Origin of the sequence: Saccharibacillus sp. JS10 (assembly GCF_024436065.1) — a bacterium.
Lineage (GTDB): Bacteria > Bacillota > Bacilli > Paenibacillales > Paenibacillaceae > Saccharibacillus.
Genome location: NZ_JANFNS010000004.1, coordinates 69347 through 93962, shown reverse-complemented (window position 1 = coordinate 93962; position 24616 = coordinate 69347). Strand labels below are relative to the sequence as shown.

At 46.1% G+C, this 24616-nt stretch carries 24 protein-coding genes; 7 read left to right on the top strand and 17 right to left on the bottom strand.

Annotation, left to right across the window (positions count from 1 at the left end; genetic code table 11):
- Positions 1–40: 40 nt before the first annotated feature.
- Together NOM90_RS13295 and NOM90_RS13290 are read right to left on the bottom strand one after the other, a co-directional pair.
- The gene (locus NOM90_RS13295) at positions 41–406 is read right to left on the bottom strand and encodes a VOC family protein (RefSeq protein ID WP_255942556.1); all 366 of its coding nucleotides are present in this window, start codon (positions 404–406) and stop codon (positions 41–43) included.
- A 131-nt stretch (positions 407–537) separates the two neighbouring features.
- Positions 538–1005, bottom strand: coding sequence for a VOC family protein (locus NOM90_RS13290; RefSeq protein ID WP_255942554.1), 468 nt, complete (start codon positions 1003–1005; stop codon positions 538–540).
- Positions 1006–1109: 104 nt separating this feature from the next.
- Between NOM90_RS13290 and NOM90_RS13285 the strand changes: the two genes are divergently transcribed.
- Complete coding sequence (locus NOM90_RS13285; RefSeq protein ID WP_255942553.1) at positions 1110–2042, top strand: helix-turn-helix transcriptional regulator; 933 nt, start codon at positions 1110–1112, stop codon at positions 2040–2042.
- A 25-nt stretch (positions 2043–2067) separates the two neighbouring features.
- Here the strand turns inward: NOM90_RS13285 and NOM90_RS13280 are convergent, their stop codons facing one another.
- The 5 genes from NOM90_RS13280 to NOM90_RS13260 all read right to left on the bottom strand — a co-directional run bounded on the left by NOM90_RS13280 (position 2068) and on the right by NOM90_RS13260 (position 8153).
- Entirely contained in the window at positions 2068–3549 is a 1482-nt protein-coding gene (locus NOM90_RS13280) for a DHA2 family efflux MFS transporter permease subunit (RefSeq protein ID WP_255943027.1), read from the bottom strand.
- Positions 3550–3600: 51 nt separating this feature from the next.
- On the bottom strand, positions 3601–4197 hold the full coding sequence (locus NOM90_RS13275; RefSeq protein ID WP_255942552.1) for a TetR/AcrR family transcriptional regulator: 597 nt from the start codon (positions 4195–4197) through the stop codon (positions 3601–3603).
- A gap of 198 nt (positions 4198–4395) precedes the next feature.
- Complete coding sequence (araA, locus tag NOM90_RS13270; protein WP_255942551.1) at positions 4396–5820, bottom strand: L-arabinose isomerase; 1425 nt, start codon at positions 5818–5820, stop codon at positions 4396–4398.
- Between the two features lie 5 nt (positions 5821–5825).
- Complete coding sequence (locus tag NOM90_RS13265; protein WP_255943025.1) at positions 5826–6536, bottom strand: L-ribulose-5-phosphate 4-epimerase; 711 nt, start codon at positions 6534–6536, stop codon at positions 5826–5828.
- 6 nt (positions 6537–6542) lie between these two features.
- Positions 6543–8153 carry a xylulokinase gene (locus NOM90_RS13260; RefSeq protein WP_255942550.1) on the bottom strand — a complete coding sequence of 537 codons (1611 nt, stop codon included), beginning with the start codon at positions 8151–8153 and terminating at the stop codon, positions 6543–6545.
- A 553-nt stretch (positions 8154–8706) separates the two neighbouring features.
- On the opposite strand from NOM90_RS13260, the gene NOM90_RS13255 reads away from it, so the two are divergent.
- From NOM90_RS13255 to NOM90_RS13245, 3 genes are all read left to right on the top strand, one after another.
- Positions 8707–9792: a GntR family transcriptional regulator gene (locus tag NOM90_RS13255; protein WP_255942549.1), complete on the top strand. Its 1086-nt coding sequence runs from the start codon at positions 8707–8709 to the stop codon at positions 9790–9792.
- A gap of 18 nt (positions 9793–9810) precedes the next feature.
- Complete coding sequence (locus tag NOM90_RS13250; RefSeq protein WP_255942548.1) at positions 9811–10518, top strand: Crp/Fnr family transcriptional regulator; 708 nt, start codon at positions 9811–9813, stop codon at positions 10516–10518.
- 88 nt (positions 10519–10606) lie between these two features.
- Positions 10607–10936 carry a putative quinol monooxygenase gene (locus NOM90_RS13245; RefSeq protein WP_255942546.1) on the top strand — a complete coding sequence of 110 codons (330 nt, stop codon included), beginning with the start codon at positions 10607–10609 and terminating at the stop codon, positions 10934–10936.
- Between the two features lie 85 nt (positions 10937–11021).
- Here NOM90_RS13245 and NOM90_RS13240 read toward each other — a convergent pair whose 3' ends face one another.
- Together NOM90_RS13240 and NOM90_RS13235 are read right to left on the bottom strand one after the other, a co-directional pair.
- A complete protein-coding gene (locus NOM90_RS13240; protein WP_255942545.1) occupies positions 11022–11714 on the bottom strand; it encodes a response regulator transcription factor in 693 nt (230 codons plus the stop codon).
- A 39-nt stretch (positions 11715–11753) separates the two neighbouring features.
- Positions 11754–13070, bottom strand: coding sequence for a sensor histidine kinase (locus NOM90_RS13235; RefSeq protein ID WP_255942544.1), 1317 nt, complete (start codon positions 13068–13070; stop codon positions 11754–11756).
- Between the two features lie 236 nt (positions 13071–13306).
- Between NOM90_RS13235 and NOM90_RS13230 the strand changes: the two genes are divergently transcribed.
- Entirely contained in the window at positions 13307–14524 is a 1218-nt protein-coding gene (locus NOM90_RS13230) for a DUF418 domain-containing protein (RefSeq protein WP_255942543.1), read from the top strand.
- Between the two features lie 26 nt (positions 14525–14550).
- Positions 14551–15099: a GNAT family N-acetyltransferase gene (locus NOM90_RS13225; protein ID WP_255942542.1), complete on the top strand. Its 549-nt coding sequence runs from the start codon at positions 14551–14553 to the stop codon at positions 15097–15099.
- A gap of 102 nt (positions 15100–15201) precedes the next feature.
- On the opposite strand, the gene NOM90_RS13220 is transcribed toward NOM90_RS13225, so the two are convergent.
- The 4 genes from NOM90_RS13220 to NOM90_RS13205 form a co-directional block, all read right to left on the bottom strand.
- Positions 15202–16104 (bottom strand): NAD-dependent epimerase/dehydratase family protein, encoded by a 903-nt coding sequence (locus NOM90_RS13220; protein ID WP_255942540.1) that lies wholly within the window; start codon positions 16102–16104, stop codon positions 15202–15204.
- Between the two features lie 235 nt (positions 16105–16339).
- Positions 16340–18079, bottom strand: a complete 1740-nt coding sequence (locus NOM90_RS13215; protein ID WP_255942538.1) for an ABC-F family ATP-binding cassette domain-containing protein — start codon at positions 18077–18079, stop codon at positions 16340–16342.
- Positions 18080–18238: 159 nt separating this feature from the next.
- Entirely contained in the window at positions 18239–19207 is a 969-nt protein-coding gene (locus NOM90_RS13210) for a VanZ family protein (protein WP_255942537.1), read from the bottom strand.
- Positions 19208–19357: 150 nt separating this feature from the next.
- Positions 19358–20227, bottom strand: a complete 870-nt coding sequence (locus NOM90_RS13205) for a helix-turn-helix transcriptional regulator (RefSeq protein WP_255942536.1) — start codon at positions 20225–20227, stop codon at positions 19358–19360.
- A gap of 144 nt (positions 20228–20371) precedes the next feature.
- Between NOM90_RS13205 and NOM90_RS13200 the strand changes: the two genes are divergently transcribed.
- Complete coding sequence (locus NOM90_RS13200) at positions 20372–20677, top strand: Dabb family protein (protein ID WP_255942535.1); 306 nt, start codon at positions 20372–20374, stop codon at positions 20675–20677.
- Between the two features lie 92 nt (positions 20678–20769).
- Here NOM90_RS13200 and NOM90_RS13195 read toward each other — a convergent pair whose 3' ends face one another.
- From NOM90_RS13195 to NOM90_RS13180, 4 genes are all read right to left on the bottom strand, one after another.
- Positions 20770–22266 (bottom strand): aldehyde dehydrogenase family protein, encoded by a 1497-nt coding sequence (locus NOM90_RS13195; protein ID WP_255942534.1) that lies wholly within the window; start codon positions 22264–22266, stop codon positions 20770–20772.
- A 42-nt stretch (positions 22267–22308) separates the two neighbouring features.
- Positions 22309–23394, bottom strand: a complete 1086-nt coding sequence (locus tag NOM90_RS13190) for a 5-methyltetrahydropteroyltriglutamate--homocysteine S-methyltransferase (protein WP_255942533.1) — start codon at positions 23392–23394, stop codon at positions 22309–22311.
- A 136-nt stretch (positions 23395–23530) separates the two neighbouring features.
- Positions 23531–23995, bottom strand: a complete 465-nt coding sequence (locus NOM90_RS13185) for a hypothetical protein (RefSeq protein WP_255942532.1) — start codon at positions 23993–23995, stop codon at positions 23531–23533.
- The gene (locus tag NOM90_RS13180; protein ID WP_255942531.1) at positions 23964–24440 is read right to left on the bottom strand and encodes a GNAT family N-acetyltransferase; all 477 of its coding nucleotides are present in this window, start codon (positions 24438–24440) and stop codon (positions 23964–23966) included. The genes NOM90_RS13185 and NOM90_RS13180 overlap by 32 nt, the downstream gene beginning before the upstream one ends.
- Positions 24441–24616: the final 176 nt, after the last annotated feature.

Sequence of the window (24616 nt, the reverse complement as noted above, 5' to 3'; positions counted from 1 at the left end):
GTATAGAGACTAAAACGGTTTCTATTCAGTCAATGATCTCTTATCGATGCTGCGCCAACTGGACCTCGAAACCGTCCGGGTCAAGAATATAAAAGAAACGCAGATGCGGATTCGGTTGAATCGGTCCCCGCGAGATCGCTATGCCTTTTTCCTCAAGTTCGTTCATCGCGGCATCCAAAGACTTCACTTCGAACCCAACCGATACGCCATTATCCGGTTGCACGATCAAGTCGCTTCCTTGAATCAATTCGATCTTCGGCTGACTTTCGGCGCCCAGCATCGCGATTTGTTTGCCTCGACTTTCGAAGCGACGCTGTATAGGCAGACCTAGAATCTCATGGTAAAAAGCAATCGACTTATCCAGATCGCGCACGCGCAGCGTGATCCAGTTGAGTGTAAGATTCATTAAGATATGCTCCTTTTTTGTAAAGTAGGTATGTAGAAAGGTGTTTGGTTTATTATACGCTGGATCAGCAAGTAAAAACGTAACGCACACAAACAAAAAAAGCCTTGCTGGGCAAGACTTTTTTTCGCTATTTAAGATTGCTTTTGAGCATAGACCCGATCCAAGAACGTATCTGCGTCACGGTTGAACTTCCAGTGGATGCCGAAGCGATCGATCAACATCCCGAAGCAAGACGACCACGGTACTTCTGACAATGGCATCGTGACGATTCCGCCTTCTGACAACCGATCAAAATACCGTTGAAGTTGAGCTTTATCCTCGAGTACCAGCGTCACCAACATATTATTTCCTTGCACCCATTCCCCTGTCACCGATTTCATCGAAGGCAATACGTCGGACATCATCAACTTTCCGCCTTCAAATTGCAGAGAAGATTCCATGATCATACTTTGTTCATTTTCCGGTAATGGATACTCTGGATTTTGCGGCATGTCTCCAAAAGTCACGGATTTCACCGCTGTCGCTGTCAAAGCTTGTGTATAAAAATCGATCGCCTGCTTTGCGTTTCCGTCAAAATTCAAATATACGATTGCTGCCATCATTCGTAACCTCCTCTTTGTTATACGCCTATGATAAGCTAGGATCGATGACAACTGTCTGTCACCGTTCCAAATGTAAGAATCAATATTTCAAAGGAGTTTTTATGGACAAAGTCGAACGGTTGATCTCGATCATTATGGTACTTCTGCGCAAACAAATCGTATCCAGCAACGAATTTGCGCAGCTTTACGGCGTAACCAAACGAACGATTTTGCGAGATATGGAGACGCTAAGTCTTGCCAATATCCCGATCTATGCGGTCAACGGAACGAACGGCGGCTATGGAATTATGGATACGTATAAAATGGACAAACGTCTATTAACCAGTGCCGATCTAGAGCATATTTTGAGTGCGCTTGGCGGATTGGAAAAGATTTTATTGAGCGAAGAAGTCGCCCTTACGATCCGAAAGATCGAAGCGATGATCAGTACGTCGATGCCTGCACATTCGATCGAGCTTTCTTTTTACGACTGGGACGGACGATCTCAATTGCGGGATGTATTAAAAATCTGCCAAACCGCGATTACGGAGCGAAAAATATTAACGTTCGGTTATATCGACCGAACGGGGCAGACGACGAGCCGTACCATCGAGCCTATACAAATTCATTTCAATGAAAGCAGTTGGTATGTCAAAGGCTTTTGCCTGGAGCGTATGGATACGCGGCTGTTCAAGTTATCGCGGATCGATCATTTGCAGATGACGTCGCAGACCTTTTTGCCAAGAGAACCGTCCTCTGATCTACCGCCAGATCGCGAATATAGACCGGAATTAGTGACGGTTCAAGCTCTAATTTCTCCGATAATCCAAGATCGCATGATTGAACGCTACGGTCGAACAAGTATCGCTCCCTACAGTGATCAAGAGTTACTCGCGACGTTGCTCGTTCCTCAAAACGAGATCGGCTTTCAGTTTCTAGCAAGCTTCGGCACAAGTCTGAAAGTGATTGAGCCGAGCGATTATCTCGCAGAATTCCGAGCTTATTTGCAGCAAATGAATGATCTGTATGCAAAAAAAGAAAGCTCCCTGGATTAGGGAGCCTTCGCTATTTAATCAAAATTTAGTGCATAGGCGTATCGGATTTTGCTCCCGATCCTACATTTACACGTTTGATAAAGAATGCTGCAATCAGACCGACAATCGCCAGTACCATCGCGAACACGAATGCACCTTGTACGCCGGATGTGAATCCAGCCAATTGGTTCGCCGGATCTGCTGGGTCTGCAACTCCTTTTAAGAAGTTCATTTGCCCCGCGCTCAAGATACTTACGGCTACAGCTGTACCGATCGCGCCCGATACTTGCTGCAACGTATTCATGATCGCTGTACCGTGCGGATAGTACGCAGGCGGCAACTGGTTCAGACCGTTCGTTTGCGCAGGCATCATGACCATCGAAATCCCGATCATCATAAAGATATGCAAAGTGATGATCAAGCCCAGTGATGTGCCTGGGTTGATGCTCGTATACAAGAACAATACAATTGCTACGATTGCAAGACCGATACGAACTAACCATTTTGGTCCGAATTTATCGAATAAACGACCCATAATTGGAGACAACAAACCGTTGAGCAAGCTGCCCGGAAGCAAGACCAGACCCGCTGTAAGCGCGGTAACTGCCATGCCTTGTTGCAAGTACATCGGCAAGATCAACATCGAAGACAAAATCAGCATCATCGAGATGAAGACCAAGATCAGACCGATCGTGAACATCGGATATTTGAATGCTCGCAGATCAATCAGCGGTTGCTTCATTTTCAACTGACGGAAGCTAAAGAATACGAGCGACAATACGCCGATCAATAACGTACCGATTACGATTGGGCTTGTCCAACCGCCGCCGCCTTCGCCGTGACCGCCCGCACTACTGAAGCCGTATACGATACCGCCAAAACCGAGTGTCGATAAGACAATCGATACGATATCAATCTTCGGCTTCGTAAGCTTAGAAATATTCGGCAAGAACAATAATCCGCAGATCAAGGAAATCACGAAGAACGGAAGCGAAATCCAGAAGATCCAATGCCAGCTCAAGTTCGCCAAGATCAAGCCCGAAATACTTGGACCGCTTGCGGGTGCAAACATGATCACAAGACCGATCAAGCCCATTGCGGCGCCGCGCTTTTCAATCGGGAAAATAACCAAGATCGTATTGAACATGAGCGGTAACAGCAATGCTGTACCGACTGCTTGCAACACGCGTGCGAGCAGCAAAATTTCAAAACTCGGTGCCAATGCCGCAACCAACGTTCCCGCGATCGAAAACACCAGCGACGTCGTGAACAATTGACGCGTCGTGAACCATTGAAGCAGCAAGCCCGATACCGGAACCAATACGCCCAATACGAGCAGATAACCGGTCGTCAGCCATTGGATCGTGGTCGGACCTACTTCCAGCAGCGACATTAGAGGAGTTAACGCAACGTTCAACGCTGTTTCGCCAAACAAACCGATAAAACCACTTAACAACATCGCAAACAAAATCGGGAATACTTTATATTGCTGTGTTTCTTTTGGGGTCTCAACCGAACCCGCTTTCATCGTACCTTCCACGCTTTCATCCTCCTCGAACATCTCGAACTTTCTTGTGACTTACGGATGAGACTGTATTTCTTTGGCATGCTTGGTGACCGCCGCCATGTAATTCGACGCGGTTAAAAGAGGCTGTTTATCTTGATTCGTCAAGCTGATAATCAGCGCACCTTCTAGCAAAGAGATGATCAGTAGCCCCGTATCTTCAGCTTTGGCAGTCTCCATTCCTTCATGAATCAATTGTCGGGCAATCACCCGTTGCCAATCGGCGAATACGCCTTGGCACATTTTGCGTAGGTTCTGGCTAATACAAGACGTCTCGACCGCTGCCCAAAAGCTAAACGGCAAAAATCCGGTGAACCCTGCGGCTTCGGTCTCGTGAGCCATATCTTGAACAAACTGATGAATGCCGTCTGCGGCACTCTTATGCGCTGCAAACGTATCCTCGAATTTTTGCAAAATCAATTCATTCGTTTGTTGAATACAAATTGACGCGAGTTCTTCTTTTCCATTCGGAAAATAATGATACAAAGAGCCTTTCGGTGCCTGACTTTCTTTGACAATCTGACTCAACCCGGTCGCATGGTATCCTTGTGAAAAAAACAGTCTCGCTGCCGTACTGATAATATTGTCTCTGGCGTTGGACTTTTCACTCAATCTACACACTTCCCTCAAAAAATTATACCAATCGGTCTATATACATTATCCGGTTGAAAAAGATTCTGTCAATACTTTTTTCATCATTTTTCATGAAAGAGATAAAATTTAACACAGAATTTACTTTCAGGTTTCAGCACACAAAAAAGCGTATGGAGTTTGTGCCGAAGCATTTCTCCATACGCTTTTCAAACAAAACTATTTAATGACGACATACTCCAAGTTCACAAGCTTCGCGTAACTTACGATCTGATCCGTTGTCAGATTCAGCGATACGACGGTATGGTGACCGCCGCCGTTTTCGATCCAAGCTTTGATGCCGTCTTGGAAATTCGGCTTCACCGTCCAAAGCACTCGCGCAACCGGAAGATGCGGCGCCGGCTCTGTCGGCTCGAATGCAGTGACTTCGTTAATGAGCAATTTGTAATGCGTGCCGTGATCCATCATCGACACGACAACGCCGTCGCCCGCTTTGCCGTCGAATACCAAGCGAGCCGGATCTTCGCGATCGCCGATCCCCAGCGGAGATACTACGACTTTCGGTTTGCTGCTCGCAAGAGACGGATCGACTTCCAGCATATGCGATTGGAGAATCGCTTCTTGCCCGGCTGCCATCTCGTACGTGTAATCTTCCATAAAGCCCGTATTTTGATTATGGCTCATGATCTTCATCAGACGATCCAGCGCCGCTGTTTTCCAATCCCCTTCACCGGCAAATCCGTAGCCTTGCGCCATCAGGCGTTGCACCGCAAGACCCGGAAGCTGCTTCATGCCGTGCAGATCTTCGAAGTTCGATGTGAACGCGCTATAGCCTTTTTCGTCCAAAAATCGTTTGATTGCGATCTCGTACCCGGCTTGTACGCGAACGCTAGCTTCCCAAGATTCTTGGCTGTTGCTGCCGTAATCAAATTCATAAAGTTCCGCGTATTCCGCCATCAATTGATCGATTTCCGGCTCTGTCACCGCATTTACGTATTCGACAAGATCACCGATGCCGTAGTAATCGACTGTCCAGCCGAATTGAATCTGCGCTTCGACTTTGTCGCCTTCGGTTACGCCGACGTTCCGCATATTGTCGCCAAAACGAGCGACTTTAATCCCGAAGCTTTCATTGTAAGCAACCGCCACGTCCATCCAATCCGCGATCTGCTGCTGCACTTCGGGGCGTTCCCAATAGCCGACGACGACTTTGTTTTGCTTGTTCAGGCGCGCATTGATAAATCCGTATTCCCGGTCGCCGTGCGCGGCTTGGTTCAAGTTCATAAAGTCCATATCGATCGTTGCCCACGGGATACTTTCGTTATATTGCGTGGCAAGATGGAGCAGCGGTTTTTGCAGCATTTTCGTACCGCGAATCCACATTTTCGCCGGCGAGAACGTGTGCATCCATGTGATGATTCCGGCGACTTCGTCTCGGTAATTGACTTCTTTCATGATGCTCGTGATTTTATCGGCGCTCACCGCTAAATCTTGTAACACTAATGGATAAGGCAGCAGTCCGCTTTGATTCAGCGCGTCCGTCATTTTTTGGGCGTTGGCTTTGACTTCGGCGAGCGCTTCTTCTCCGTACAAATGTTGCGAACCGACCACGAACCAGAACTGCTTTTCGATTGCTGTTGTCATTGTTATCATCCTTTTCCTGTCGATTTTTGACCGTAGTAGGCATCTTTGCCGTGTTTACGCAGATAGTGTTTGTCCAAAATGCTTTGCGGTAATTCTTTGGCAAAATGGTTCAGTTGACGCGCATACAAATTCATTTTGCAGACTTCTTCCAAGACCACGCTGTTCACGACCGCGGATTTGACGTCTTTGCCCCAGGTAAAAGGCGCATGACCTTGCAGCAGCACCGCCGGAATTTCCAAAATATCGATACCGAGCTTGTCGAAAGTTTCGATAATAACGTTCCCTGTCTCCGTTTCGTACCCGCGATCCACTTCGTCAGGCGTTAAAAATCGTGCACAAGGCACGGCGCCGTAAAAAGTATCCGCATGCGTCGTCCCCATCACCGGAACATCCAGACCGGCTTGCGCCCAGATCGTCGCCCATGTGGAGTGGGTATGTACAATGCCGCCGATCTGCGGATAATGCTTGTACAGCACCGCGTGCGTCGCCGTATCCGAAGACGGTCGCATCTCGCCTTCGACGACTTGACCGTCCAGATCCACGACGACCATATCGCTCGGCTGCATCTTTTCATAACTCACGCCGCTTGGCTTGATCACGAATAATCCGCTCTCACGATCTACTGCACTCGCGTTACCCCAAGTGAATTTGACCAGACCATGCTTGGGCAATTCCAGATTCGCTTCGTATACTTCTTGCTTCAATTGTTCTAACACCATGACTCACTCCTTCCCGGGTAAATGCTGGACAGCCGCTTTTTCAATCTCGAGCCCTGCTTCATAACGTTGGATAAAGGCTTCGAATCCTGCGACGTCTTGAGCTTCAGGTGACAATTGCTGAACTTCGGCGTTTCCGAACACTTGGTTTTCCAAAAAGTCCGCCAGCGTCTCATTGTCGCTACGTGTCTGCATATAAGAAGACAACAATGCCATTCCCCATGCGCCGCCTTCGCCTGCCGTAGACATGACGGAAATCGGGACATTCAGCGCGGCAGCGAGAGCTTTTTGCCCGACAACCGGAGTTTTGAACAAACCGCCATGCGCCAGCAGGCTATCGATCGGAACATTCTCGTTGTCCGTCAAAATATTCATGCCTAATCGAAGTGCGCCGAACGCGCTATACAGATGGGTTTGCATAAAGTTCGCCAAATTAAAGGTGCTGTCTGGCGAACGAACGAATAGAGGTCTTCCATGCTCCAGCCCCGTGATATTTTCACCCGACAGATAGCCATAGCTGAGCAATCCGCCGACATCGGGATCGGCTTTGAGCGCTTGATTGAGCAGCAAGCTATAAAGCTTGCCGGAGTCGGCATCGACGCCTAAAAGCTGGGCAAATTCGCGGAACAACCCGACCCAAGCGTTCAGATCGCTAGAGCAGTTGTTGGCGTGAACCATCGCTACCGGGCTTCCGTCCGGCGTGGTGACGATATCGATCTCCGGGTACAACCGAGACAATTCGCGTTCCAATACGATCATGGCAAAAACGGACGTCCCGACCGATACGTTGCCGGTACGCTTTTTGACACTGTTCGTCGCGACCATTCCCGTGCCCGCGTCACCTTCCGGTGGGCACAGCGGAATACCTGCGGCAAGATCGCCGCTTGGATCGAGTAACTTCGCGCCTTGCTCCGTCAGCAGCCCTGCGGATTCGCCGGATGTCGCTACGCGAGGTAAGATCGATTGAAGATTCCACGGATAACCTTTTGACGCGATATGCTGATCGAACTGACGGATCATCTGTGCGTGATACGTATGCGTCGACTCTTCGATGGGGAACATGCCGGAAGCGTCGCCGATTCCCAGCACTTTTTCCCCTGTAAGCAGCCAATGGATATAGCCGGCAAGGGTCGTTACATACTGAATCTGCGGCACATGTGGTTCTTGATTTAAAATGGCTTGATATAGATGCGCGATACTCCAACGTTCGGGAATATTGAATTGGAAAAGTTCCGTTAATTCTTTCGCCGAAGCTCCGGTGTTGGAGTTGCGCCATGTGCGAAAAGGAACGAGTAGATTCTGATCGTTATCGAACGCCATATATCCGTGCATCATCGCGGAGAAGCCAATAGAACCGATGGTCTGAAGCTGAACGCCGTGTTTGTTGCTGACTTCTTGTTTCAATTCGAGGTAAGCGGCTTGAAGCCCGGCGATAATCTCGGTCTGGTCATACGTCCAATAGCCGTCTTTCAACTGGTTTTCCCATTCGTAGCTGCCGGAAGCTATCGTGTCGAACCGGGAGTCGATCAGAACGGCTTTGATTCGGGTAGAGCCGAATTCGATACCGAGTGAGGTCTGTCCTTGGGTGATCCTATTTGCTACGTCCGATTGGGTCATTAGCGGTGTCCCCTTTCTACTGCTGGTGGTGCTGAGATTCGAAAAGAATACGTTTTCAACAAGTGACGAGTTCAGTATATTTTTTGTACGTACATTTGTCAATTAGTTTGGGTAGTTATACATACATTAGAGGAGAGTGCGTGGAGTTGGGAGTTGGGGTTGTGATGGGGAGGCGCTGCGGGAGGCGTGGGTTTCGGTCGCTTGTTGACTTGGGGAAGCTGGATTGGAATTGGAGTAAGGACGCTTCCCCAAGTCAAAGGCGAACACTCCGTTCCTTCACTCCACGCCTCCCTCCGCTGGTGCGATTGGGCAACTCTAGACCAAAGGCGGGGTGGGTGGAGGATGTAGTTATAACTTTGGGGGCGGGGGTAGTAAGAAGAAAAGAGAAGAGAGAAAAGATGACAAAGAAAATAGATACAAAGATAAATCAAATAACTTTTAGCTTGAGAGCTTGGCGAACATAGAGAGACGGTGTTGAGAAAGAAAGGATGTATGTTAAAATGTGTACGTACAACTTGAGCGGAATGTATAGAAAAAGAAAGAAGTGAGCGGGATGAAGCCGAAGTATCAGGTGATTGTGGATGAATTGAAAAGCGAGATTTTATCGGGGGCGTATCAGGTCGGGGAAAAGATTTCGTCTGAGCTTCTGTTGCAGGAGAAATATGAAGTAAGTCGGCAAACGGTGCGCAAAGCGTTGTTGGAGCTGGCGAATGAAGGGTTTTTGCGGAGCGAGCGAGGGTCGGGGACGTATGTCAGCGGGCAATATCGTTCGAAATCCGGGGGTAAATCTTCGAACAAAACGATTGGCGTCATTACGACGTATATTTCCGATTATATCTTCCCTTCGATTATTCGCGGAATTGAAAGTCGGTTGAACGAAGACAATTATTCGCTGCTGCTGGCAAGTACCAATAACGATATTGCGCAAGAACGCAAAGCGCTTGAGATGATGCTTGCTTACGGAATAGACGGGCTGATCGTGGAGCCGACACGAAGTAATGTGTACAATCCGAATATTGCATATTATTTGTCGTTCAAGGAACAAGACGTTCCTTTTACAATGATCAATGCGTATTACGAAGAATTGGATGTGCCGTTTTTTTGCCTGAACGATGTGGAATCCAGTTATTTGGCGACGCGAGAATTGATCGGTAACGGGCATACGCAGATCGGGATTATCGCGAAAATGGACGATTTGCAAGGCAAGTTTCGGATGAAAGGTTTTATCAAAGCGCTGGGCGAGCACAAATTGGGCTTCGAACAAGAGCATGTGCTTTCTTTTGACACGGAGACGAAGAATGAATTGCCTACAAATCTGGAGCAGTATTTAAGCAGCAACCGCGATACCTTGACGGCATTGGTATGCTACAACGACGAAGTGGGCTTAGAAGTCGTAAATGTCTGCAAAAAGCTAGGGATTTCGATTCCAGACGAATTGTCGATTATCGGGCAAGACAATTCGTATATCGCGAAAAACGCGAATATTCAGCTGACGACGCTCACGCACCCTCAAGAACAAATGGGACGCGACGCGGCGGATTGGATTATCAAAAAGCTGCAAGGCAAAAAAGAGTTGCCGGAGAAAACGTATTATGAACCGATATTGATTCCAGGGGAAACGGTCTTTTCTCGAAAATAGCGCAAAAAGGAGTTCAATATGTCCCAGCCAGAAATCGTGGACCAGGTCAAAAACGTTTTGCCAAGTATGCCTTTCTTTCAATCGCTTGCCGATCCGGTCTGGAACGAGGTCGAAAAATGGGTCACGCCTGAAAATATCGACTTTTTTGCCAAAGATCATATGATTCAGACGCCGGACGATCAACGCGAAGGTATCTTTTTCGTAATCGAAGGCAGTTTTCATTTTTATAAAATCAATGCCGAAGGCAAACAACATACGGTCTGTATCGTCAATGAAGGCGGTATGTTTGGTGAGATTCCGCTTTTTTCGCTCGGAACGCGCGGCACTTATACCGAAGCGACGGCAGATGCGATCGTGTTTTCGATTCCTACGGAGCCTTTTGAACAGCTGCTCCGCAAACATCCAGAGCTGGCGATTCGGTTATTGAGCGAACTTAGCCACAGATTAAGCCAGCAAGAAGAATTGGTCGATCAGCTTGTTTTTCAAAATTTGCGCGGCAAAGTGTTGTACTTTCTACAGCGGGTCTCCAAAAAGCTCAATATCCAAGAAAATGAACACCATGAGCTGAATATTCCTCTGACGCATCAAGAATTAGCCGATATGATCGGAGCGACAAGAGAAGCGGTATCATTGACGTTAAAAGAATTGGCGCAAGAAGGCGTACTCACTACGTCTCGCGGAAATATTCGGGTGCATACGAGGCAAGTTTTGCAAGAACGAAGCTAATGATGTGCTATGTAATGTAGATTGCAGAACAAGATCCACGATGAATTTATACTGTCCCTATACTCAATATTGAAAAGGGGAATTCATCATGTCACATTCGCAAATTCATCTGTACGTTCGATTTAAAGCCAAGCCGGGTAAAAGAGAAGCTTTCCGCGAGGAACTATCTTCACTCGTAGACATCATGTCTGCGGAGAAGACGTTTATCAGTTCGGTCATCTCCGACGATCTCGATCAGCCGGACGACGTTGTGATTTATGAAGTGTGGCAAGGAACCAAAGAAAGCTGGCTGGCTGAAGAATTACCGAAGCCTTACCGCCAAGCTTACGAAGACCGATTGAATGATCTGGTATTGGATCGGAAGATTACGTGGTTAGAGCCAATTACAGAGTGGGGCACTTCGAATCTTTCTAAATAAGCTTATGAAAAAGAGCGAGCTTGGCAAGTTGCCATGGCGTCGCTCTTTTTGGCTTTTGATCTGTCGATCTTATCTATAGTTATGCTCATTTCCCGAACCGATAGCCTCTTCCCCATTCGGTCAAAATATACGTTGGGCTTGCGGCATCGTCTTCGATTTTTTTGCGTAATTTACGAATATGCACCATGACCGTGTTGTTGGAATCGTAAAAGTACGGCTGCTTCCAGACGCTTTCGTAAATATTTTGTGCCGGAAAAATTTTATTTCGCTTCCCCATCAATAATTTTAAAATACCGTATTCCAGTTCGGACAACTCGATCTTCTGACTGCCTTTCCAAACTTCGTTGAACTCTTCGCTGACTTTCAATATTCCCGCAATCAGAAACGTTTCCTGATCTTCTTTTTTATCTTGGTAAACGGTATATCTTCGCAACAAAGCAATAATTCGGGCATGCAGCTCATGTTGGGCAAAAGGCTTAGTGAGATAATCGTCGCCGCCCGCGAGTAGACCTTCGGCTTTGTCCAACGTACCGGATTTCGCTGTCAAAAATAATATCGGCATATTAAATCGTTCTCTAATCTGTATACACGTCTTAATACCGGAGATTCCGGGCATCGAGACGTCCAGTACAATCAAATCAATCGATGCGTCTACAAGATCTAGCGCCTGCTCTCCGTCCTCTGCGGTCATCACTTCATAACCTTGATCGGAAAGCGAAAGCTTCAGCAAATCTCGGATTTCCCGATCGTCTTCAACAAGCAAAATCCGATTTTTCATCTTATTCACCCTTGTCTATTTATACTTTTGAATCAAAGCTTATCTTTTCGTATTCCAAAATCTTAACAAGATCAAGTATTCTTCATCTTCTTGCGTGCTTTTGAACTGTGCTTGCATACGATTCATCATACGCCCGATACTTCTTTCGCCGAGTCGGTTACTTTCGATAGAAGTATTCGTTTTTTTGATCTTATTATGGATACGGATTTCAAATGTTTCTTGATTGCCCGTAAATATAATATGAATTTTTTCCTTAGGGTCAGCGTATTTAAGCAGATTGGACATCAGGTTATCGAACACGCGTCCAAGCTCTTCCATACTTACATCCATATATGTGTCGGGTAATTCACCTGAAATCGAAACGTCGAAATGCTCCTGATGCAGAATCGCGATCTGATCGGACATTAGATCGTAGATCACTTCTTTTACCGCAACCGTTTCTAACTCCGCTTCCGCTTCTTTATCCAGCAAAAAATAAGCAAATAAATTGTCAGACATACTTTTGAGCTGTAACGCTTTCTGGTACGCATTGTCGACATAGCCTGCTTTTTCTTCGATCGGTGCTTCGCCGCGCTCTTTTTTGGCAAACTCCAGATACATCATCAAGGAAGTCAGCGGCGTGCGCATATCGTGCGAGATTTCGGTGACGAGATCGCGACTTTCTTTTTGCAAATCTTCGATCGCTCTGAGTTTGCCGAGAAAAGCTTTTCTTAGCCCTTCGATACTTTCCGCGATTCTCGCTAACTCATCGTTACCTTTGACGGTCATCTGATAATCCAGCTCGCCGCCTTCGAGAATATGGATTTCTTGATGGATTTTTTTTAGATAATTCAAGCTTTTGCGAATGCCGAGCAGAATAATCGTTAGAAAAATCAAGGTCGCGCCGAGAAGTTCGATTACGAAAGCCAGACCGAAATATCGCGAAGAATAAAATCCGTCGATCATGACTTGTGCTTCACCGTCGCTGAACGCAACATTACGCGAGTGATTCTGATGGTATTGAGATACTTTTTCTTTGCCGTAAGCAGACTCGTCGGACTTTGAATATGTGGAATCGAATTGAAGAATGCCGTTTTTGGATATCGAAAGCAAAATGTAATTCTCTTTTTTCGCCCACTCCTCAAAAGCTTGACGATCTGATGTTGATAAGCGCTGACTTGATACATAATTGCTAAATCTCTCGATATATCGTGCTGATTCTTTTTCGTAATATTCGTTGGAATTTAGATAATTGTTGATCAGGTCGTCCGTCACTTTTTGCGAAATTGCAAATACGGTACCGCTTACGAGCAGAGCAATTGCAATCAATAGAGTCAATTTTCCGGTTAGCTTGGATTTATAATCGCGATGCGTCAAATCCGCTCCCTCTTTTCGTCCTAATGAATTTCGTATACCTTCCGTACTAGCATATAAAGCAAATCTTAATCGTTTATGAAAGCAACTGTCTAGTTGATCTAAATTAATTTTTTATTATTTGTGTACCCTTCATAAACCGTTAAGATTTGCTCTTTATATTATTCAACGTAAGGTGTTCGACAAGCACATCTGAATGTTGAAGTGAGTTCATATTTAAGAATAAAAGGAGCTTTGTTATGCGTACACAAAAAGGAAGTCTCGCCCAACCGATGAGTTTACAAGAACGGATACACTTTTTGGACATTGTCCGCGGGTTCGCAATGCTGGGCATTATTATTGCCAATTATTTTCTGATCGTAGAGTCTGTTAAAGGATTTGAAATGGGCTCCAGCAATATCGTGCAGACTTTTGTTTCTCAATTTGTCGACGGGAAATTTGTCACGTTGTTTTCTTTCTTATTCGGTGTCGGATTTATGATTTTTATGAATCGTGCGGTAACACGGGTCAAAAACCCGAATACTCTTTTCGCGCGTAGATTGACTATTTTATTAGGATTCGGCATTTTGCATATTACGTTAGTATGGGTCGGCGACATTTTGGCTTTTTATGCGTTAACCGGATTTTTATTGCTCGGTTTTTACAAATGTAAACCTCAAACGATCCTGCGCTGGATTATTGCCTTGATTTCGCTGCAACTATTGATTCCGATTGTGAGCGCAATCTACCAATCCTTTATGCCGCAGTCGTCGGACATGTCGGGATTTGTAGACTTCGTGTTGAACAGTCATAACAGCAATCTCACGTATCTTCAATCAATCACAGCTAGATGGGTCGATATGAAAGTGATGTTCTCAACTGCTTTTTCGACGGTATACTCGATGTTTCTGATGTATTTGTTAGGCGTGTATTTTGTTAAAATGGAATTTTTCAAGGATATGATCGCAAAAAGACAGCTCTGGATGCGAATTTGGATCGTCTGCACGATCGCTTTTGTTGTTACGGAGAGCGTTTCGCTATTTACAAATTACTCCGGTGAACCAGCGGGGATCGCGATGCAACTGTCTTCCGTTCTGATGCAAAGCGGAGGATTGGCTGGCAGTATGTTCTATATGAGTACGCTGGCGATGCTGCTTCTTTTCATTCCTGGATCGCAAAAAGTGTTGATGCTATTCACTAAAGTCGGACGGATGTCGCTGACTTGTTATTTGCTACATTCCATTATCGGAACATGGCTGCTTCTTGGGTACGGATTGAATCTTGCGACACGTATCCAACCGGTTGGTACATTGATGATGGCGATTGCCGTATATGCGTTTCTGACTCTATTCAGTACATTCTGGTTAAAAAAATTCAAATACGGGCCTATGGAATTTGTATGGCGTAAACTGACTTACGGCAAATCTACCGAGCGCGCCAAAACGTCTGTGCCTTCTATTGGAGAATCGGTTCGATAATCATTCAAGAAAAGAGGATGCTTTTCATGTCGACTACTAAAAAAGAGCTAAATCTTACACTCGCCACGTTAGAAACATCGGATATTCCGGAATTCAAAAAAAAGTTGCAAGAGGCTTTTGCCGTTGCTGTCGTCGAGACGTTCGGCAAAGTTGAAAACGAACCGATTCCACCCGACCGGGATATCGATGAATCGTTAAATGCTCCAGGCGCAGCTGCTTATGTGATTTCCAATCACGGTGTTGCTGTAGGCGGCGCTGTAGTTCGGATCAATGAAGAGACGCACCGGAATGCTCTAGAATTATTTTATATATCGCCTGAGCATCATAGTTCAGGCATCGGGCTTGCAAGCTGGCAAGCTATAGAAGCGATGTATCCAGATACGGTAGTCTGGGAGACGGGAACGCCTTATTTTGAAAAGCGTAATATTCATTTTTATGTGAACAAATGTGGGTTTCATATCGTGGAGTTCTACAATAAACATAATCCCGATCCCCATGAGTCTCATCACGAAGAAGGAAGTCTTTTCCCCGGTGACGATGATTTCTTTCGATTCGAAAAGGTCATGAAAAAATAACGCTAGAACAGTTGGTTTCCGTTTGATAACAAGCTTTCATGTGCAAAAAGACCTTTCGCGATATGGCGAGAGGTCTTTTTGCATTACGAACTTTCAGGCACCTCAAGACGATTCAGAAATTAAAACACGTGCTTGCTCTTCCAGCAAAGCAACGGTTTCTTCGAATGTACGGATAGGACGATAGCCCAACTCCTCAACGATCTTATTATGGCTATATACGGTCTTGATCGGATCACCGCCTGGAATCGTGAAAGACTTGTTCAAAGCTTCAAGAATACGTATGCTGAACTGTTGCTCTGGGTAATTACCGTCGACAGCGTTATATGCTTGACCAGCAGCCTTCGAATGAGTCGCCGCCAACACGCACATCTCGGCTACATTCTCGGCATGTACCCAAGGCGCGATGTCTTCGGGATGAATCCAGTCCACATGATCCGTATCGGCAAGCTTTTTCACCAGACGGTCTCCCCAATGCGAATTGTGCTCGGAAGAGATCAAGCCGGGACGCAAGATCACGATTTCTAAACCTTGGGCTTCTGCTTGCCGCAAGATCCGCTCGGACTCGCTTTTGGTGGACACATACACGTCGAAATGCCCGACCGCCAATTCGCGGGATTCGTCAACCTCGCTTCCTCCTTTAAGGTGGTCATAGGCTGACAACGTCGAAATATGTACGAAGCGTTCTACGCCAGCCGATATGGCAGCATCGACTAACGTCTGCATACCGCGAATATTGGCTTCTTCGGCAAGCTTTGGGTCATCGCTTAGATAAGCGGCTGCGTGAATTACGATTTGTACATCTTGCAGCGCTTGCTTAAGCTTCTCACTATCGTTAAGATCGCTGATTACAGGTTCGATGTGAAGGTTCTCACAGATAAAAGTTTGTTGCTCACTACGAATTAATCCTTTAACCTGTGCGCCTTCAGCTAAGAACTTGGTGGCAATCTTGTCACCGAGCGTTCCCGATACGCCTGTAACTAATACATTTTTATTTTTCAACTTCATAGCAACAGCTCCTTAAAGATATAGATTAATTACGATCCTCGATGTAAACGTATACAAATTTGTCTGATCTTTAGATTAATCGATTGTTGCTGTTTTGAAAAGCTAGGGTTGTTCATGATCTGCTAGCGTCCTAGCCGATTATGCCTGTTCAAGAAAAAAAGACAGTAGAAAAATCCACTGTCTTTGATCTCGAAGAACGTTAAATATATTGCACATTTTCTCAGTATTCCAAGGGTTAAAGCTGTTTAATCAACTGCTCCAACTCGTCGAGTATGACTTTCGCTTTTTCGAAATTCGTGTCTTTCAACGCAAGTTCGATCTTGACCTCGAGCGCTTTTTTCTTTTGTTCAAGTTCCAAATAGTCTTTATCGAAATGACGGGTGTAGATCATTTTTCTGAATTTACGCATCGTCATTTTACGGATACTTTTATTGTCGATGATCAGCACGTAATCCATGCCGTTTACGACGGAGTAGAAATCGTGAGACACCATTAAGATCGCGCCTTTGTACTCGACAATCGCTTTTTCCAAAGCCAACTGCGAATACAGATCCAAATGACTGGTCGGCTCGTCGAGCAGCAAGAAATCGGCGTTGCTCGCTCCGACTTTTGCCAATTGAAGCATGTTTTTCTCGCCACCAGACAACGATTGAATCTTCTGGTTCAGAATTTCCGCTTCGAAACCATACTCGGCTAAGTAAGCAGTCACTTCTTCATAGGTCGGGAATCCGGCTTCGATGAACTCGGTCATGATCGTATTCTCGTCGTTCAATGTCTCGCCTTGAAGCTGGGACAGGTAGCTTACTTTGCTAGACGGGTCGATATGGATCTGTTCATTTTGGTTACGGAAAACATCGCGAAGCAGCGTCGTTTTGCCTGTACCGTTCGGCCCGATAATCGCGACTTTGTCGGTAGACTTGATCTCGAAGTTTACGTTTTCCAGCAGCAGCTCATCGAACGATACGCTGTAGTCTTCTACGTTGACCGTTACGCCTTCTTCGACGTCATGATCCAGATCGAACCGGATATTCGGCTGCTTGATCGCAACGAACGGAGCTTTGATCCGGCGCGCTTCCAATCGTTCTTGGAATTTCACTCGGGCTTTGAGCGCGCGGCCACGGGAAGCATCCGAGTTAATCGTCGCAATCTCTCGCAGATTGTCGATAATATCGTCATAGCGATCGATCTCTTCTTGCTCCGCAACGGCGATCTCTTGTAGCTCAATCTTCGTCTGAAGCAAGTAGAAGTTGTAGTCGATATAACTTCCTTCAAACTCTTGCAGCTCTGTATTTTCGAGATGGATGATCTTGTTGAAACAATGGTTCAGCAGATATCGATTATGCGTGACAACCAGCAGCATGCCTTTGTGGGAGTTGATGAGTTTTTTGAGCGAATTCAAATTTTCAAAGTCCAAAAAGACATCCGGTTCATCCATGATGAGCAAGTCGGGACGGCTCGACATTTCTTTCATGACCTGAATCAATTTGAACTCCCCGCCGCTGATCGAAGATACAGGCAGGTCTCTGAGTTTCATAAGATTGGCAAGATTAAGTTTTTTCAAAATCTCGCTTTCGACGTCGTCGCCGCCGAGGGCTTCAAGCGCATCCAAAGTCCACTGGTATTTTTCCATCAACGCATCCATATCGGAAGTGGTTGCCATCTCATCATAGATTTCGTTGAGTTGATTTTTAAGCTTCAGCCAATCGGCTGCGATATATTCAAACACGGTAATTTCTTTGGTTGTATCCAATTGAGGGAACTGGCTGACATGTCCGATTTGGCAATCTGGATCGATCTCGAGTTTGCCTACGAACAAATGTCTTTCCGGGTCCATAAGCATCTCGATTAACGTACTTTTTCCGCTACCGCTCGTACCGATAAAAGCGCAATGTTGCCCTTCTTCGAGCGTAAACGATATATTTTCATACAATTCTTTTTTCGGAAAAGCAAAAGATAAGTTTTCAACTTTTATCATGGTATTACCTTTCTGGGTAGTTAAAATAGCGATTATATATCGCGTTTACCGCTTGTTAGATTAACACTGTTTGCCTTTAAGTTCAAACGATGATTTTAAAAAAGAGTCTTTAATGAAGAAAAAGCAGAGACCGAAACGAAGTTCGGCTCTGCTTTGACCTTATCCGTCTGCATTTTTACGCTGCAACAGCCTTGCATCCCACAACATCACTTTTCCGTCCACATTCTCATCAGGCTTAGTCAGTTCAATCTTCAATCGCTGCGCGTGACGCACATCCAGTTCGACTTGATCGATATCGAAGGTCTGACCTTCTTCGCCTTGATACGAAAATTCGTATACGACTTCGCCGTCAACTAGAAACCGTGCAGATCCGCCTGTACCGCCTTCCACAGTACCGGAAGTATAGAACCGAACATAGTTACCGTCCAATGGGTATTCCAGTATCTCAGTCCCATCTTCTGACCAAGCATGAAGATAAGATACGGCAGACGATTCTGCTTCTTTTGACGTATTCAACAGTTCTTGCGGTGTCTGTTCCCACCGAACATTTCCGGTAGGCGAAGAAAGATTCGCCAAAGGAATTTCGGTACCTTCTGTTTGCAATTGCATAGTACGCTCAACGATCGAAGGCGCAGCAAGAAATAAGGCGATCAACAGAGTACACGAAGAAGCGGTATAGATCCATCTTTTTAGACTAAATTCTTTGCCCCCGAACAATTTCCCAATCGTCCAAGCCGCATATCCAGTCAGATAACCCAGCGCGTTAATAATAATATCGTTAACATCGAACCGCCCAAGTCCCGTTAGCATTTGCGTCGTCTCAACGATTGTCATCCCGACTAAAAAAGTCGCGGTCAAACGCAAAAATCCCCAGCCTCTTAGATAAGGAAGAAGCAGTCCACAAGGAATAAAAGCTAAATAATTTCCGAGTTGGAACAACATAAACGGATTGTGTAACAGCCCCGAAAATTGAAAAGGCACAATCGGCTCAACCGCAAAGTTATAAAAGTAACCATCCCGCGACACCCCGCTCGAACGATCAAATCCAACGAAAAGGAAAAAGAAGAGTAAGGCAAAGTAACAAATTGCGAATATACGAGTCAGGCGATGCCAGTTTTTTGAAATCATAAAAAAGTCTCCTTTTAGCGATGAAGTCAGATCGGTCGCTGATAAGAAGACGTTGGTTGTAAGGGAAATGTATCAGTAGGTAGAAAATATAAGGAATCTTTCAAAATATAAAAAATCCACAGACGCCGAAGGTTTGCAGACTTGAAGCTGTTAAAATACAACGATTTCGCGGTCAACGGAACCTCGGTAATCCGTCAGCAATTGCTGCATCTTCTCTACCGTACCGTCAGCATGAGGAACATGGATAGCGATATTGAGATTGGAGTCGTTCATGTATTCGAAAGATAGAAGGTCAAAATTCAATTTGCCGAGATTCGGACAATGTAGAGTTTTCGGTGCATCGATCGCATCCAGTACCTCATGAGATTCCCAGAACTCGCAAAACTCGGTGCTCACTTTTGACAATGCCTCGAACTGCCTTGACCACCATGGATCTTCGCTATGACGCGCGTACCCGGCATAAAAAGACGCTACGATCCGCCGCGCGTGTGGCTCCCACTGATCACCTTTGAGATAACGAAACCGCTCCGAAGTAAACGTCATCCAGACGAAATTCCGCTCAATCTCGGATAGCTGAGTGAGGTCGCCGTTCAGTGCGGAGTAGCATTCGTTCCAAGCGATAATATTCATCCGTGCATCCATGACTGTTGCCGGGGATCGATGCTGACTATCCAAAAAACGTTGCAACTCAGGCGGCACCTCGGATGTATGTGGTAAGGAACTGAGCGGATACTGCATCCGCGCAAGATGGTATAAATGCTTGCGTTCAGACTCGTCCATTTGCAGCACCCGAGCGATTCGTTCCAGCACCTCAGCGGACACTTGAATAGCGCGCCCTTGCTCCAAATACGTGTACCAATCCAGCCCCACGTCTGCTAGCAAAGCGACCTCTCCCCGGCGAAGCCCGGGTGTGCGCCTACGTCCGGTTTGCGGCAAACCAACTTGTTCCGGCGCTATTCGCTCACGACATGAACGCAAAAAACGAGACAGTTCCTGATAGCGATCCAATGAGTTCGTCATGGTCTTTGTTACCTCCTATCGATATAGGGAACACTAGGATAGGTAGTCCTAGGATAATGTGTTCTCTTCCTGTACTTCGTTGACCTGTGTACATTAGTGTATGCCTGACTCAGCAGGAATAGCAACAATTAGGAGGAAAAACCCATGTTTGAACATATCGTATTGTTGAAGTTGAAACCGGAAGTTACGGCAGAGGTGCAAGAAGAGGCGGTTAAGCGCGTCTATGGATTTAAAGGCGAGATTCCGGGCATTGTGGATCTTAGCGCTGGAATTAATGTGACGGAAGAAACCGAACACGCACAAGGATTTTCGCTTGGCATTCGAGTGACTTTCGAAGATCAGCAGACTTGCCGAGATTATGCGGTGCATCCGCTGCACCAGAGCTTTTTGCAATCAATTGGGACGTTTGTAGACGGGATTGTAGTTGTCGATTATACGGTGAATGCGTAAGCCTAGGACATAAGACAAGTTTGAAAAAAGAAAAGCGCTTTGCTTACCGATTCTCAGGAATCCGTAAACAAAGCGCATCTTCTTGATGACTTTTATTCAGGAATATAAGGAAGATCCAGCATCTTCGGAACGTTGATTACGTGCTGCTCCGTATACGTGCGAATCCCTTCCGTGCCGTATTCGCGGCCGATCCCCGACTGCTTGAAGCCGCCGAATGGGAAGCGAACGTCCAGACCTTGTACCGCAGCCGTATTGATCATCGTCGTGCCGGCTTCGAGCTGATGCGCAACCGCGATGGCTTCGTCTTCTTTGCCCCACACGGAGCTTGTTAGCCCGTAGATGCTTTCGTTGTGAAGCTCAATCACTTGATCTTCATTGTCGAAAGGCAAGATCGGAACGGTAGGTCCAAACTGTTCTTCGACCACGATCCGGTCATGCACATCGCAACCGAGCACAAGCGTAGGCTGGAGGTAATAGCCTTGATCGAACAGCTTTTGATCCAAAATTTGTCCCAAAGGAATCACTTTGGCTCCGCGCTGCTTTGCATCTTCAACCAGACTTTGCACAAACTCTTTTTGCTTCAAGTTGTTCACGGGACCGACCGTTGTATTCGGATCAAAAGGATCGCCGATCCGAACCCAGCGGTTTGCCGCTTCGATATATTTTTCCACGAACTGGTCATAGATCGAACGATGCACGTAGACGCGCTTGGCGATCATGCAGATCTGACCCGTTGTCAAGAAATTGGAGACTACGATCCGGCGCATCGCGCGCTCGTCGTTCACATCGAAGCTTTCCAAGAAGATCGCCGCGTCGTTGCCGCCAAGTTCAAGCGTCATGTCTTTGATCGTTTCCGATGCCGCTCTAATGATATGCTTCGCCGTTTCGGTTCCGCCTGTGAACGCGATCTTGGTCACTTTCGGATTCGTTGTCAGCTCTACGCCTACGTCCGAATCGCCGTGTACCACGTTGATGACGCCAGCCGGGAACTCGCTCGCGATAATCTCGGCGACTTTTGCTGCCGCAAGCGGCGCGTAAGGGCTTGGCTTCAATACGATCGTATTTCCTGCAAGCAAAGCCGGCGCGATCTTAATCGTCGACAACGCAATCGGATAGTTCCACGGGCTAATCGCCGTGACTACGCCGATCGGATCGTACGAAATGATCGTTTTGCCGCCTTCGTGCTCTTGGACTACGTTTTGCAGAGCCGCTTGCGCTTCATTGCAAGCAAACTCCATCCACATGAGCGATACGTAAATCTCGCCGTGCGCGTCGTATACAGGCTTGCCGTGTTCTCTGGATAGCAGATTCACGATGTCATTCTCGGCAGCTCGGATCTTCTCGATCGCTTTGCGCATACTTGCGATACGATCTTCGATCTTCGTTTTTTTCCACGTTTTGAAGGCTTCTGCCGCTGCATCGATTGCTTCAACCGCTTGTTCTTTCGTCGTAACTGGGAAGTAGCCTACGATTTCAGATGGATTAGTCGGGTTTTCTTTTGCCGACTGTGAAAGGGATTTTACATTTTGACCTTTAATAAATGCCTCAACGGTAATGGTCTCTTGCTCTTGATTCGATTGAACTGTCATTAGACATCCCCTCCATTAATCCTAGTCGCTATTTTTTAAGGCTTAATTCCACACTTCGTCGGCAATTTCTTTTACGTAGCGAAGCTTACGCCATTGCTCGTCTTCGGTTAAAATATTGCCTTCTTCAGTCGAAGAAAATCCGCATTGCGGGCTCAAGCACAGTTGATCCAAAGGAACATAAGTCGCCGCTTCCGCGATTCGGGCTTTGATCTGCTCTTTGTCTTCTAACTTGCCTGTTTTCGATGTGATCAGACCGAGCACGATTTTGAGGTCTTTGCGATTGACGTGTCTCAGGGATTCGAAACCGCCGGAACGCTCGTCGTCGAATTCCAAGAACAGCCCATCGACGTCCAAGCCGCCAAAGATCACTTCCGAAGCATACTCGTAGCCACCTGTGGAGAAGTAATTGGATTTATAGTTACCGCGGCAGATGTGCATCGTTACGACTAAATCAGCGGGTTTGTTCGCTAGCGATTCGTTGATCATGCGCTGCATTGTTTTCAATTCTTCGGCTGGCTCCATACCTTTAGCGCGCAGTTTGTCATGACCCGCTTCCGAGAACAGATCTGCCCAAGCCGTATCGTCCAATTGCAGATAACGACATCCCGCATCATAGAACGCTTGGATCGCTTTTTGGTACGCGGCAATCGTATCTTGCAAGAAAGACTCGCGATCCGTATAGATGTTGGCGTCGTTCTCCAAGCGGTACAGCAGCATATTCGGACTCGGGATCGTTTGTTTGGCTACCGTGTCTCCTGCGTGCTTTTTCAAAAACTTAAAGTCTTCCACGAAAGGATGCGTCGAGAAGTCGACTTTGCCGATCACACGGATGCCGCCTTTGCGCGTCTGCATATTGTGGAATTTCGGACCGTCGATCTGCTCATACAACTCAACGCCGTCCAGACCGCCCAAGAAGTCAAAATGCCACCAGCTTCTGCGGAGTTCACCGTCGGTTACGGCGAATACGCCGTTTTCTTTTTGCTTTTCTACGATTCGAATGATTTCTTGGTCTTCGATCGCTCTGAGTTGTTCATGCGTGATATTGCCTGATTTATATTGTTCTCGTGACTGAGTTAAGTTAGCTGGACGTAGAAAACTACCTACATGGTCGTGTCTGAAAGGGATCATATGGCTTGCTCCTTCTATCTTTTTATTCTTATGAGTATACCATGGTTAAACGTATTTCTTGTCATAGGAAAAAAGCATGTCTAGTCATATGGTTAAGCGATAGCTGGCGAGTTAGTTTGGTCGTAAATAGTGAAAATCAAGGTCTGAAATGCTTCCTCCCCGTGTCTACCTGATGAAAAGTAATCTCTTCCTTGTAATCTCCATAGACAAGTACGGCTTCGAAATCCAGTCCGTTCAAAAGAGGTCTTGGAATCTTGTCGACGTCGATTATGGTCGTTTGGTTAAGCTGACTTTGGACCGATCCGTCGTAGACGCGGAAAAAGATTTTCGCTTTTTGATCCGATGGTTCGGCTTCGTTATCGTCTTTACTTTGGATCAGCAGCGTCGAGTCTTTTGGAGCAGGTGTATGGGATTGGATAACGTTTAGCTGAATATCGAACTTTTGCGAATCGGCTTCGTATTCAGAAAAATAATAAGTTTCGGTTCCCGGCGGAACGCAAGCTGTCACTGATAATAGCAAGATTAAGCTGAAAATGAAGTTGGGTATTTTTTCATGCAAAAAGATCACCTCACAGTTCTGCAACCATAATCGATTCTTCATTGAACACTTCTCCGTTATCTCGGAAGCCAAAAGTTTCATAAAGCTTTTTCGCAGAAGTATTCTCCGGGCTATAAGGAATCCAACAATATTGCGCCAGTCCTGCCGGGTATGTACGAATAAATTCCATAATCTTGTGCATCGCTTCCTTGCCATAGCCTTTGTTCTGATGGTGCTTGTCGATCATCAATAGCATGATACAGTAGTTATCTTTTGCCAAAGAAGGCTCGTCGTAGCCCGTAATGCCGTAAGCCAACATGACAAAACTGACCCGCTGCTCATTCTCATAAATGACAAAAGGAAAAGGATGCCCGCCATTCGTCGCCAGCACATGACAAGAAGCTACGCTCGATAGATTAGACGCGACAAAACGCTTCTGATCGTCGGACACTTCCAAATTAAACATCGCACGCCGATTTTCTAACGTAATTGTTCGAAGTGTAATCATATCGATAACCTCCTGTAACACTTATTTTAATGCTTATAAATTCTATGTAATAAAACTCAGAAATATTACTGAAATTGATCAAGAGAAGATCTATTAAAAAACTTTTACTATATAACGTAATCAATTACTTAATTACAAAAGAAAAAGTGGTATAGGATTTGCCCCATAACCACTTT